This window comes from Halogeometricum sp. CBA1124, from assembly GCF_009741955.1.
Taxonomy (GTDB): domain Archaea; phylum Halobacteriota; class Halobacteria; order Halobacteriales; family Haloferacaceae; genus Halogeometricum; species Halogeometricum rufum.
Window position 1 is genome coordinate 1 of the sequence record NZ_WPCD01000111.1, and the last position, 12,203, is coordinate 12,203.

Sequence of the window (12,203 nt, forward strand, 5' to 3'; positions counted from 1 at the left end):
GGTGAACGGGTTCAGGCGTTAACTGGATTGCACGCGACACATACGGTTGTAGAACCACCAACAGTGGTCTTTACGACGGTTCGATTCCGTCGGTTGGCGTTAAGGCGGCCACAGCGGCGAGGCAACACCCGTACCCATCCCGAACACGGAAGTTAAGCTCGCCAGCGTGGCCAGTAAGTACTGGAGTGTGGCGAACCTCTGGAAACGCTGCTTCGCCGCCTCCCACTCATACGCAGATTCGAACGCCCGCACGGGCCGACCCGTGTGGGCGTTCTTCATTTCGAACGACACAGCGCGTCACCTTCGAACTCCCAGACCGCTAGGCTTAAGCGCGAGACCAGACTACACGGAACTGCGCCAAGGTGGCAGAGTTCGGCCTAACGCGTTCGCCTGCAGAGCGAATCTCCGCCGGTTCAAATCCGGCCCTTGGCTTACTGGTCTTTCCTCAGAACCCAACAGCGAGTAGCGTCGTTCGCTGATTTAGGACGGGAACCCGGTCTCGGCCGATTGTCTCCGAACGGTTCGCGAGTTTCTCCGTCCAGCGACTCTACGAAGGGGGCCTGCCGCAACCAAGGAAGCGGGGACGCACGCAGGGTCGTCGTCGACGACCCGCCCGCGGCGGCAACGTCCGCTCTGCGAACTGTACGGAGGTATCGGCCCCACCCCGTCTCCGTGAGAACTCCGGGAGCAGAGAGGGCAGCGACCGGAGTCATCCGGTCAGCGGTTCGAGAACCGGCGGCGCTCCGAGAAGAACTGCTCGAGCACCCGTTCGGTGCCACGCCGGACGGTCTCACTGACGGTAGACGTGTCCACGTCCAGCGCGTCGGCCACCTCGGCCAGCGAGCAGTCGCGCGGGACCGCGAAGTAGCCCATCCGCCACGCGACGGTGAGACACTCTCGTTGCCGGTCGGTGAGTGGGCCACCACTCGGGTCGTCGCGGTGGACGACCGACTGGAGTTCGTAGCGCAGGCCGCTGGCGTCCAGTCGGTCGCCGAACGCTTCGAAGTCCGCCCGACTCGCGGTGATAGCGAACGACACCGTGCCGTCCTCGACGACGAGGGGGAACTCGGGGATGAGCGAACTGCCACCGAGGAACTCGAACAGCGCCTGGTCGCTGGTCTCGTACTTCGAGAGCGAGCGCTCCTCGTCACAGTGGAGTAGTTCGAGCGAGTGCACGTCTGGGTGGGCTCGGATGGCCTCGGCGACCGCACGCGGGTCGTCGGCTCGCGTCTCGCCGAGTTCGAGCGTCCGGTCGTCCACCGGGACACCGGTCAGCAGTCTGAGACTCGCGTCCGGGAACGACCGCGACACCTCGGCGACCCAGAGGCCGTCTGGGAGCCACAGACGGAACCGAGCGCGGATCACGGTGCCACTCCTGCCCCTGTCGGATCGTCGTCGCACGTCACACCTCGTGGCGGGGGGCGGTCCCTCATAGCGTTTGTCCACCCGGCGACCGCCGGCCGCTCACACCCGCTCTCGCTTCCAGAGGCGGAACGAGTAGAGCGCTCCCCCCTGCCACCACGAGTATCAGTGCGAGCAGTATCGCGAACGCGGCGTAGCCGAACACCGGGTTCGCGTACGGGAGGATGACGTCGCCCGGCGGTTCGACCGCCCACGGCGAGAGGTGGAAGAACGTGAGCATTCCCGCCCCGAGCGTCGTCACGACCGTCCAGTAGCGGGCACCGGCTCGGCCGGTGAGCGAGAGCGTGAACCCGAGGACGACGAGGGGATAGATGACGAGGCTGTAGGTGAAGGGGTTCACCTCCGGCGTGAGTGGCCAGCCGACGTGGTTGCCCCGAATCACGTGGTCGAGGTGGTGGGCCAGTCCGAGTAGCGTCGCGACGGCGAACAGGAGATACGCGCGCGGTCCGAGCGTGCCGCCCGGTGCGCGGTCGCGGGGCGAGTCGACCTGCTCGCCGGGAGCGGTCCGGTCGTCGAACTCGTCCGAGCGGATCGGGTCGTCCATGCCAGAGAGAGGACGACCCTCCGGGTGAGAGTGTGCCCAACGTGTTGGTCTCGAACCGCGCGGGGTCCGGCAAATTTATACACCCGTGTAAAGTACACTTTACTGTAAAGGCCGCTTTACACTGTGGCCGACAGACACCATGTCAACCTCCACCACCACCATCGGCAGCGAGACCACGTACCGCAGACTCTACACCGGACTCTGGGCGCTCTCCGGGGTCGCTCTCGCGGGCGGTATCGTCGTCGGATATCCGCTCGTCGGCGTCGGCGGGTTCGCCGCGCTCGCCCTCGCGGCGCTCCTGACGTTTCGACGCTACGACGGCCCCCTGTTCGACGAACGTGACGAACGTCGGCAGGCCGCCGCGAGCAAGCGAACCCTCGCGGTCATGGGGGTCACCTCGTCGCTCGTCTTCCCCGCCGTGACCGCCCTCTGGGCGCTCGGCGTCGTCGAGTGGCCGCTCTGGCTCACTCCCATCGCGTTCTTCGTCGCGGCGCTCACGTTCGTCCACGTCGGGAGCACGATGTACGAGTCCGCACGGGCAGCATGAACAACGCCGTCCGCGAGCACCGCGAGGCTCGCGACCTCACGCAGGGCGACCTCGCCTCGCGCGTCGGCGTGACCCGGCAGAGTATCAACGCCATCGAACGCGGCCGGTACGACCCCAGCCTCGAACTGGCGCTGAAACTCGCCGCGGAGTTCGACAGTTCGGTCGAGAAACTGTTCTGGCTCGAGTGACTGGCCACAAGGGGATGCCCTAACTCGGTCTCCGTTCGGGTTCTCCCGTCTGCGAGACCAGCGCCGGGAGTCCTCGATACTTCGGAGAGTCGGTCGCGACGGACCGCGACTCGATACGCCACCGCTCCGACGAACGGAGTCGCCGAGGCGGACCCGTTCGCGGGGAGCGGGCGTTACCGAGTCGAACCAGGCCGCTGACGAAACGATAACCGTTATACGCCATCTATCCCATGCTCGAACTATGCAACGACGCGCCGCGGCTATCTACGTCGCGCTCTTCATAGTCATCGGTGCGGCTTCGTACTCGCTCGTCGCGACGGCGGAGGCGCCGCACATCGAGTTCCAGAACCCGGAATACGAACTCACGAGCGGCGACACGTTCGAAGCCGGCTCGCAGACGTACAACGTGCAGGAGATAACGGCCCAGATGCAGGGCGGCGGTCACGGCGGTTCGGCCAGTCTCGCCCGCTCGGGGACGCTGAACTACACGAACCAGACGGCCCGGTACACCGTGACGTGGGAGAACAACTCCACGGTGACGCTCGACGACACCGAGTGGCGGGTCCTGACCACGGGCGAGGAGAACGACACCCGGTTCACCCTCCGTGAGGACATCAACGAGTCGGTGCTCCTGCAGGAGGACCCCAACGCGGCCGACGAACTGGCTCGCTACAACGGTTCCAGTTGGGTCGTCGTTCGGGAGAACGGGAGCGAACGACTCGTCGCCCCCGACAACTACTTCCCCGAACCCGAGTCCCGCACGTACGAGCAGGGCGACACCCTCCCGTACGAGGGTAACGAGACGACCATCACCAGCGTGAGCCCCGACGCCGTCGAACTCGCCTGGAACGCGCCGCGGACGGTCACCGTCAGCGTGGCGAACGAAGGGAACGTGACGCTCGGCGACCGGACGTACCTCGCGCACTTCCCGGACAACAGCACGCTCCAACTCACCTCCGACTTCGAGAGCTACCGTGCCCAGACCGAGGAGATAGACACGTTCCACACCCACGAGAGCGGACTGTGGGGCGTCAGCATCCTCTCGTTCCTGACGGCCGTCTTCCTCGTCGGCTTCGCGTACATGCCCTCGCGCTACTGAAGCGGTAGCGCCTCGGCGTGGCGCGGGTCTTCCGCCGCTGTCGTCGTCCTCGCCCCGAGTCCCGAGACGCTGAGTGTGACGTCTCTCGCCGCGTGGCTGTGGGTCACTGTCCGCTTCGGAGTCGTCACTGCGCGGTCGAGCGGATTCGAGAAGCGAGTTCGTCGCTGGCGGTGGCGTCCGTCGGCGAGCGAGCGTCTCTGACCCGTCCGAGGCGTCGAAACGGAGAGCGGCGCGCGCCTCGCCGGCGGGACTCCGACCCGCGTCAGTTCGACGCGGGGACGGGGTCGATGTCGGGGACTCGTTCGTCCGCGGTCAGGTGGTACAGTCGTTTTCGCGCGTCCTGGATGTAGAGTCGTTCCTGCACGATGTCCTCGTCCCGCAGTCTGTCGAGCGCGTAGCGGACCGTTCGTGTGGGCAAGAGTGAGTGGTCGGCCAACTGACGCTGCGTCAGCGGACCGTCGTGCTCCAACACCTTGTAGACGAGCTTCGAACTCGGCGGCATCTCCCGGAGGCTGTCCGGTACCTCGTCGGTCATCGTCTGATTCGACGAGGCGGACCCGACCAAGTGCTTCGGAGTTGTGCGACCTGCCCGCACGACCAACCCCGCGTCCGCGGTCGTTCACGCTCGCCGTCGCGTGCACCTCGTCCGCGAGGTGGCAGATAGAAGGGGGCGGCGTCCGTACGACCCGCCGTGTCCGACCGCACCGACGACGCCGACGAGACGCACCCGCACGACGTCGACGACACGCCGACGGTCACCTGCTCGCGGTGTGACCACGAGTGGGACCTCGCGTACGAACTCGACGACCTGGAGGTGGGCAACCAGTCGTTCGAACAGTTCGCCATCGACCACATGCGCCACACGGGACACTTCCCGGACGGCGTCTCGCCGTGGGTCGTCTCCTGCCGTCGCTGCCCGGAGGGAGACGAGTTCCTGTCGTCGCATCCGGCGCGCCGTTGGGCCGAGACGCACGCCCGCCACACGCGGCACACGGTCGAAATCGAACACGTCGACGAGGAGACGACGGTGGTCGCGCCTGACTGAGCGGACGTGCGCGGACTATCCGCTCGGGGTGATACGAACAGTCGAAGTCGTCTCCCGAGGGCGGGAGAGAGGCATCAGTCGATGTGGCCTTCCGCGCGGAGCTGCTCTGCGTCCTGTTCGCTGTACCGCCACTCGATGTTCGCCTTCTCGTCCTGCCAGTCCCACGGTTCGACGAGGACGACGTCGCCCTCGTTGATCCACGTGCGGTACTTCATGCGGCCGGGGATGCGACCCATGCGCTCTTTGCCGTCCTGACACCGGACGCTGACGTGGTTTCCGCCGTTGTGCTGTGTCACGACTGCGAACAGTTCGTCGTCGTCGGGCATTCGGAGGTTCCGACGCCCGCTGGATTCTTCGCTCATGGGTTACCTACAGGCGTCGCACGTTTAAGCCATTGGTGATGCGTGGTCTCGCGTGTCACGGGTGGCCACGCGGGCCGACGCGCGGGTCAGCTACGCCGGTGTGAACGCCCTGAACGTGTCGCGGTCGAGCGATTCCGACGCCACCTCGGTGAGGCCGACGTCGGTGAAGATGTCGTTCCAGTCGCGGTAGTAGAGCGGAAAGTCGTCTTCGATGTAGTTGACGGCGGGCGTCTCGCCGTCCTCGCCTCTGTCGGCGCCGTTCGCTCCGCGTTCGTCGTCGGAGTCGCTCCCCCCACCGACGCTGTCGTCTCCGTCGGCGCCGTTCTCACCGCTGTCGTCGCCACCGTCGCCGTCGCGCCCCTCGTTCTCGACGGTGACGAGCAACGTCCCCGTGACGCGCGCCAGTTCGGCGAACACCCAGTCGGCGTCGGGGTGGAGATGCTGGAGCGTCTCCACCGAGTAGACCACGTCGAAGGCGTCCTCGTCGAACTCGGGGACGACGTCCTCGATGGCGCCGTGGTGGAACGTCCCGCCGGCGGCGAGTTCGGGGTACTGTTCGTCCATCACGTCGAACGCGTCGGCGTTTATCTCGACGCCCGAGACGTTCTCGTAGCCGTGGTCGTACAGGTGCGCGAGATGCCGCCCCGAACTGCAGCCGAGTTCCAGAATCTCGCGTCCGCGTCGGCGTGCCGGGCAATCGTCTCTCTGAGCAACTCGCTCGTCTCGTTCGGCCCGTAGTAGGCGTAGTACTCCGGCGAGTACGCACCCGAACGCGCCGTCCACCGTCGGTGAACGTCGTCAGAATCCACTAGGCGGTCGTTCGCGGCCGCCCCGTAAAGCCTCGTCGTCCGACGTGCGCCGTCGGTGCGTCGGCGATGGTGTCGCCATCGTGTGTTCGCGACGACTCCGTTCGCGCCGACGACGGCGTCGTTGCTGCGTCCGCGCAGTCAGGCGGCCGTCACAGTTCGTCCTTCCACGGCCAGTCTTTCTCCGTCCACGGCCACGCCCCCGTCGCCTTCAGTCCCACGTCGAAGTTGTCGTCCAGACAGGCTTGCCGAATCTCGTCTTCGTCCACGTGGGGTGTCGCCACGTCCTCCCGGGCGAGTCGAGCGACGCCCGCCGCACAGAGGATGGACATGTCCCGCAGGTCGCGCACGTCGAGTTTGTCCATCGTGTCGCCGTGGGTGTGGCCCCACCCGCGTCCGCTCTCGCCCGAGGAGGACCGCCCCTGCGCCCCGGCGACGCCGCGTTGCACGAACGGCCAGTGGTCGCTGTTCGGCCGGACCTGACTCTCGGTGTGGACGGGCACCTCGTACTCCTCGGAGACGGCCTCGAAGGCGTCCGCGATGCCGGAGAAGCCGTGGTCGTGAATCTCCAGGTTCCGCGAGTAGCCCGCGCCGTCGACGTTGAGGATGCACTTCACGTCGTCTAAGTCGTGCGTGTGGCTCCAGTAGTACGACCCGTACAGCCCCGTCTCCTCGGCCCCGAAGACGACGAGTCTCACCTTTGTCTCCAACTCGTCGGCCACCTGCGCGAGTATCTTCCCGACTTCGACGACCATCGCGGTGCCGAAGCCGTTGTCGTTGGCCGCCGTCCCCACGTCGTGGCCGTCGACGTGCGCGGTGAACAGGACCTCCTCGTCGGTGTCCGGGCCGACCGTCGCCTCGACGTTGTGCGAGGTGCCGCGCCCCACCTCGGCGTCGACCGAGAGGTCGGCCTCGACGGTTCCGTCCGCGCAGTACCGCTGGAGGCGCGCGCCGACTTCCTTGCTCGCGCCGATGGCCGGAATCGGCCCGGGTCCGTTCACGCCGCCGATGTTCCCGGTCGGCGGGAGGGCGCCCTCGATGTGGTTGTAGAAGACGAACCCCGCCGCGCCGGCGTCGATAGCGTAGTGGTACTTCTCCGACCGGTGGACCCACCGACCGTAGTCGTCCGGTGTCAGACTCGACGCCATCACGACGTCGCCGGAGAGGTCCTCCCCCTCGAAGTCCTCGGGGAGGCCGTGGCCCATGTCGACGAGTTCGCCCGACACCTCGCCCGCGGCGTCCCCGGCAACTCCACGAGTTCGTGGGACTGTCCGAACGTCGTCGCTCGGTCGCCGTGCGTCACCGAGAGGCTGGCGTCGCCGCGCCACCACGCCGGGATGGGAAACGGGTCCAGCGTCACGTCGTCGACGCCGACTGCCTCGACGCCTCGGCGACGAGTTCGGCACCTTCGCGTTCGCCCTCGTGCCCCGGCATTCGGTCGTCTAAGTCCTCGAGGTCCGCGATGAGGTCCCATCCAGTCGTGCTCCGGTACGCGTCGCCGACGACGTCGTTCGGTAGTTCGGTCATCTAAGTGGGATGTGGCAGCATTTGCCAATAGTGTTGCGATTTCCATGACGAATCGACTTCGAAATGCGGGTTAATATTAACGCACGTTCGGATTAATCTGTCAGTAGAATAAATGTGGGCGGCGTATTCCACTACGACCTTGTCATTGCGACACAGCAGTTGGAAAGAACTTTATACGTAGGTTGTTGATACCCAATGACATGGCTGAAGATAGCGAGCGGATGAGGCGTCGAAGTTTCCTCAAAGCAACGACAGCTGGCGGTCTGGCCGGCATGACCGCCCTAGCTGGGTGTGCTGGTGGCGACGGAGAGGGAACCGACACTGGCGGCGAGACTGGCGAGGGCGGTGGCGGCGCCACGACCGAGGAAACCGACGGTGAGACCGACTCCGGTGGCTCCGGTGCGAGTCTCCCGACGTACACCTACCTGAACAACGCGCAGTCGTACAACCCGCCGAGACACGACGCGATCAACCTCATCGCGAGCCAGTTCGGCGAACTCGGACTGGACATGGAGGTCGAGGTGCTGGAGTGGGGGACGCTGTTCAGCCGCGTGTCGCAGGAGTACGACTACAGCTTCGCGACGTGGCACACGTTCTTCGTCTCCGAGCCGGTGACGGAGCTGAACAACCTGTTCAACTCCGAGAACACCGACCCGGGGCAGGGTAACTACTCCGGCTATCAGAACGAGGACCTCGACGAACTGATGATGAACTACCTGGCCGAACCGGACCCGGACACCCGGATCGACCAGTGCCACGAGATTCAGAAGACGCTGATGGACGACGTGCCGACGATGCCCATCACGCAGATGCCGCAGGCGGCCATCTTCAACAGCAACCAGGTCACCAACTGGCAGGCCGACCTGGCGAACGGGTTCAACTCCTACTGGACGATGATCAATCTGGAGATGGTCGGCGACAACACCGAGCTGAAGGGCTACTGGCCCGAGACGCTGTCGACGATGAACGTGCTGGGCCACAACGACGAGTCCAAGCACGTCTACCAGTTCAACATGCTGTACGACTTCCTGGTTCAGCTCAACGACAACGCCGAACCCGACCCGGAAGTCAGCCTCGCCACCGACTGGGACCGTGTGGACGAGACGACGATGGAGTACACCATCCGCACCGACCACTCGTGGCACGACGGCGAGGACCTCACCGCCGAGGACGTCGCGTTCACGTACAACTACATCGTCGAGAACGAGGTACCGCTGTACTCCACGCAGGCGCAGTACATCGACAACGCCGAAGTCGTCGACGAGGAGACGGTCCGCATCAACATGTCCCAGCCGCTGGGGCCGTTCCACCTCTCGGTGGCGAACCTCATCCCCATCATCCCGCAGCACAAGTGGGAGGGCCGGAGCAACCCGAGTCAGGCGAACATCCAGGAACCGGTCGGCAGCGGTCCGATGGAGTTCGACTACTGGGAGCAGGGCAGCGAGTTCGCGATGGTGCGCAACGAGGACCACTTCGCGCCGGTCAGCTTCGAGCGGCGCTTCTGGCGCATCATCCCCGAGGCGTCGACCGTCTGGGAGAACCTCATCAACGGCGACCTGAACTACGAGCCGTTCGGCCGCATCGACCGGTCGCTCAACGAGAACCAGGACAACGAGAACATCGGCACGCAGTTCCAGACGGCGCCGACGTTCTGGATGTTCACGCCGAACGAGCGACAGGAGGGACTCGACGACCCCCAGATGCGGAAGGCGCTGGTCGAGACCATCCCGCGGACGCCCGTCGTCGAACAGATTCTGTTCGGCTTCCCCGAAGTCGGCTTCAACGTCGTCTCCTCGGCGTTCGGTCCGCTCCACACCGAAGACGTGACCACCTACGAGGAGAGCATCGAGTCCGCGCGGAGCCGCCTCGAAGAGGCCGGTTACTCGTGGGGTGACGACGGAACGATTCGCGCGCCCAGCGAATAACGCCGCCGAGAACGTCGATTCGCTGCCAATAGATTTTTAGAACGAAACCCCGAGAAATACATAATCAACAAACATGGGAAAAGCTAGCTTCGTCGTGAGACGCTCGCTCCAGCTCGTCGTAACGCTGTGGGCGGTCGGAACGGTGCTGTTCGGCCTGTTCCGCCTCATGCCCGGCGACCCGACTTCCTACGTCGTCTCCTCGCAGATGACACAGGAGGCGCGCCAGCAGATAATCGCGAGTTACGGACTCAACGAGCCGTTACACGTCCAGTACATCAAGTTCCTCGAGAACTTGGTCGTCCTGAACTTCGGCCAGTCGTTCCACTCGAACCAACCGGTCACGGACGTCATCGCTACCTACCTGCCGAACACGCTCGTGTTGATGCTGACGGCGTTCGTCGCCGCCTACATCACGGGCATCACGCTCGGCGTGCTGTCGGGGTGGTACCGTGGCTCCCGGTTCGAGCGGAGTACGGTCATCACGGCGCTGACCGCCCGGAGCGTCCCGACGTTCTACGTCGGCCTCATCGTGCTGTGGATATTCGGCGCCGGCCTCGGCGTCATCCCGATGAGCGGGATGACCAGCCTCGGCACGCAGAACGCGGGCTTCTGGGAGATGGTGTTCTCCGTGGACTTCCTCCACCACCTCGCCGCGCCGGCGGCCGTGCTGGCGTTCTACTACATGGGCTATCCGCTCCTCATCATGCGGTCGAGCATGCTTGAGGTGCTCTCCGAGGACTTCATCGACGTCTGCCGCGCGAAGGGACTCAAAGAGCGGACGATAATGTTCAAACACGCCGCGCGCAACGCGTTGCTCCCCATCGTCACGGCGGCGGCCATCGCCCTCGGCTACGCCGTCGGTGGGAGCGTCCTCATCGAGACGGTGTTCGCGTGGCCCGGAATCGGTCGCGAGATGGTTCGCGCGGTCCTGCGACGGGACTTCCCCGTCGCGCAGGGGACGTTCATCGTCCTCGCGGGGACTATCATCGTCCTGAACTTCCTCGCGGACCTCGCGTACGGGTACCTCGACCCACGGGTGACCTACGACTAGAACGATGGCACAAGAAGAACCAACCGGTCGGTCGATATTCACCGACCTCGACGACAGTTCGTCCGACGAGCAGATAGACAAGTGGCAGCGCACGGTTCGACTCTGGCGGGAGACCCTGCACGACCACTGGGGAAAACTGACCGACGAGCTATCGGTCAGGCTGTCCCTGCTAACGGTGGCGGCGTTCGTGCTCATCGGCATCTTCGCGCCCGTCATCGCCACCCACGACCCCCTCCAGCGGCAGTTCCAGGGCGATGCGGGGATACTCATCGAGAAGTGGGCGGAACCGGGGCTGCTCGGCGGTAACCCCGAGTACCTCCTCGGGACGACGGCCGCGGGGTACGACATCTTCAGCCAACTCGTGTACGGGACGCGAGCGGCGCTGATGGTCGGTCTCATCGCGGCGGTGTTCACCGCCGGCATCGGCACGCTCGTCGGTCTCGTCGCCGGATACTACGGCGGCTGGATCGACGACGCGCTGATGCGGGTCGTCGACTTCCTGTACGGGATGCCGCTCCTGCCGACGGTCATCGTCCTGGTCGCGGTGCTCGGGCCGAACCTCTGGAACATCATCCTCGCGCTGATCATCCTCCAGTGGCGCTCTACGGCACGCGTCATCCGGTCGCAGTCGCTCTCGCTCCGCGAACGACCGTTCGTGAAGGCCGCCGAGGTGGCGGGCGCGGGCGACTGGCACATCATCAGCAGACACCTCGCGCCGAACGTCCTCCCGCTGACGTTCCTGTACGGTTCGTTCGGTATCGCGTGGGCGATTCTCGCGGAGGCCGGCGTCTCGTTCATCGGCCTCGGTGACCCGAACACCGTCTCGTGGGGGACGATGCTGCAGGCGTCGCGAGCGTACTCCGCGCTCCAGTTCGGGGCGTGGTGGTGGTTCGTCCCGCCGGGCATCTGCATCGGGCTGCTGGTCATCAGCGGCTTCCTCATCGGCCGCGGCTACGAAGAGATAACCAACCCCAAGCTACAATGAGTCTACTCGAAGTCGAAGACCTCGAAGTCTACTACGAAACCGAAGACGGACCGGCACAGGCTGTCGACGGCGTCTCGTTCGAACTCGAAGAGGGCGAGAACCTCGGCATCGTCGGCGAGTCCGGGTGTGGAAAGACCACGCTCGCGAAGGCGATCATCGGCATCCTCCCCGACGCCGGGTACGTCAACGCGGGTAGCATCAACTTCAAGGGTGACGACCTCACCCAGTTGCCCGAGCCCAAACGGCGTCGGCTCAAGTGGGAGGAGATATCCCTCATCGCCCAGTCGGCGATGAACTCGATGGACCCGGTGTACACCATCCGAGAACAGATCGTCGAGGCCATCGAGACGCACCGGCCGGGGACCGGTCGAACCGAGTCGAACGAGATAGTCACCGAGATGTTCGAACTCGTCGGGCTGGACCCCGACCGCGCCGACGACTACCCGCACCAGTCTCCGGCGGGATGCGCCAGCGCGCCATGATCGCGATGGCGTTGGCGCTGGAGCCGTCGCTGATGCTGGCCGACGAGCCGACGACGGCGCTGGAGTCATCATGCAGGACCAGATTCTCAAACGCATCAGCCAGATTCAAGACGAGATACGGTCCTCGATGCTCGTCATCACGCACGACGTGAGCGTCGTCGCGGAGACGTGCGACCGCGTCCTCGTGATGTACGCCGGGAAGGTCGCCGAGGAGGGGCCG

Annotated in this window: 11 protein-coding genes, 1 tRNA gene, 1 rRNA gene and 3 pseudogenes; 10 read left to right on the forward strand and 6 right to left on the reverse strand. The window is 65.3% G+C overall.

Annotation, left to right across the window (positions count from 1 at the left end):
• Positions 1-100 precede the first annotated feature (100 nt).
• Together rrf and GJ632_RS13325 are read left to right on the forward strand one after the other, a co-directional pair.
• Positions 101-224: ribosomal RNA gene (gene rrf, locus GJ632_RS13320) — 5S ribosomal RNA — on the forward strand.
• Positions 225-356: 132 nt separating this feature from the next.
• Positions 357-432: transfer RNA gene (locus GJ632_RS13325), tRNA-Cys, on the forward strand.
• 285 nt (positions 433-717) lie between these two features.
• Here the strand turns inward: GJ632_RS13325 and GJ632_RS25445 are convergent.
• Together GJ632_RS25445 and GJ632_RS13335 are read right to left on the reverse strand one after the other, a co-directional pair.
• Positions 718-1,401 (reverse strand): helix-turn-helix domain-containing protein, encoded by a 684-nt coding sequence (locus GJ632_RS25445; protein WP_191453218.1) that lies wholly within the window; start codon positions 1,399-1,401, stop codon positions 718-720.
• Positions 1,402-1,429: 28 nt separating this feature from the next.
• A complete protein-coding gene (locus GJ632_RS13335) occupies positions 1,430-1,966 on the reverse strand; it encodes a hypothetical protein (RefSeq protein WP_191453219.1) in 537 nt (178 codons plus the stop codon).
• A gap of 139 nt (positions 1,967-2,105) precedes the next feature.
• Between GJ632_RS13335 and GJ632_RS13340 the strand changes: the two genes are divergently transcribed.
• The 3 genes from GJ632_RS13340 (at position 2,106) to GJ632_RS13350 (ending at position 3,800) form a co-directional block, all read left to right on the forward strand.
• Entirely contained in the window at positions 2,106-2,513 is a 408-nt protein-coding gene (locus GJ632_RS13340; protein WP_089811322.1) for a DUF2178 domain-containing protein, read from the forward strand.
• Positions 2,510-2,701, forward strand: a complete 192-nt coding sequence (locus GJ632_RS13345) for a helix-turn-helix transcriptional regulator (protein ID WP_191453220.1) — start codon at positions 2,510-2,512, stop codon at positions 2,699-2,701. Before GJ632_RS13340 ends, GJ632_RS13345 begins: the two co-directional genes overlap by 4 nt.
• Before the next feature lie 241 nt (positions 2,702-2,942).
• Entirely contained in the window at positions 2,943-3,800 is an 858-nt protein-coding gene (locus tag GJ632_RS13350) for a hypothetical protein (RefSeq protein ID WP_191453221.1), read from the forward strand.
• Positions 3,801-4,062: 262 nt separating this feature from the next.
• Here the strand turns inward: GJ632_RS13350 and GJ632_RS13355 are convergent, their stop codons facing one another.
• Positions 4,063-4,335, reverse strand: a complete 273-nt coding sequence (locus GJ632_RS13355; protein ID WP_191453222.1) for a winged helix-turn-helix domain-containing protein — start codon at positions 4,333-4,335, stop codon at positions 4,063-4,065.
• Positions 4,336-4,491: 156 nt separating this feature from the next.
• Between GJ632_RS13355 and GJ632_RS13360 the strand changes: the two genes are divergently transcribed.
• Entirely contained in the window at positions 4,492-4,845 is a 354-nt protein-coding gene (locus tag GJ632_RS13360) for a hypothetical protein (RefSeq protein ID WP_343161176.1), read from the forward strand.
• Positions 4,846-4,919: 74 nt separating this feature from the next.
• Here the strand turns inward: GJ632_RS13360 and eif1A are convergent, their stop codons facing one another.
• From eif1A to GJ632_RS13375, 3 genes and pseudogenes are all read right to left on the reverse strand, one after another.
• Entirely contained in the window at positions 4,920-5,207 is a 288-nt protein-coding gene (gene eif1A / locus GJ632_RS13365) for a translation initiation factor eIF-1A (protein WP_089811332.1), read from the reverse strand.
• Positions 5,208-5,297: 90 nt separating this feature from the next.
• Positions 5,298-6,016: pseudogene (locus tag GJ632_RS13370) on the reverse strand (class I SAM-dependent methyltransferase).
• A 149-nt stretch (positions 6,017-6,165) separates the two neighbouring features.
• Positions 6,166-7,540, reverse strand: a pseudogene (locus GJ632_RS13375) (M28 family peptidase).
• A 200-nt stretch (positions 7,541-7,740) separates the two neighbouring features.
• Between GJ632_RS13375 and GJ632_RS13380 the strand changes: the two are divergent.
• The 4 genes and pseudogenes from GJ632_RS13380 to GJ632_RS13395 all read left to right on the forward strand — a co-directional run bounded on the left by GJ632_RS13380 (position 7,741) and on the right by GJ632_RS13395 (position 12,135).
• Entirely contained in the window at positions 7,741-9,465 is a 1,725-nt protein-coding gene (locus GJ632_RS13380) for an ABC transporter substrate-binding protein (RefSeq protein ID WP_231751556.1), read from the forward strand.
• Between the two features lie 73 nt (positions 9,466-9,538).
• Complete coding sequence (locus tag GJ632_RS13385) at positions 9,539-10,516, forward strand: ABC transporter permease (RefSeq protein WP_089811339.1); 978 nt, start codon at positions 9,539-9,541, stop codon at positions 10,514-10,516.
• 4 nt (positions 10,517-10,520) lie between these two features.
• A complete protein-coding gene (locus tag GJ632_RS13390; protein ID WP_191453223.1) occupies positions 10,521-11,501 on the forward strand; it encodes an ABC transporter permease in 981 nt (326 codons plus the stop codon).
• Positions 11,498-12,135 (forward strand): annotated as a pseudogene (locus tag GJ632_RS13395) (ATP-binding cassette domain-containing protein). Before GJ632_RS13390 ends, GJ632_RS13395 begins: the two are co-directional and overlap by 4 nt.
• Positions 12,136-12,203: the final 68 nt, after the last annotated feature.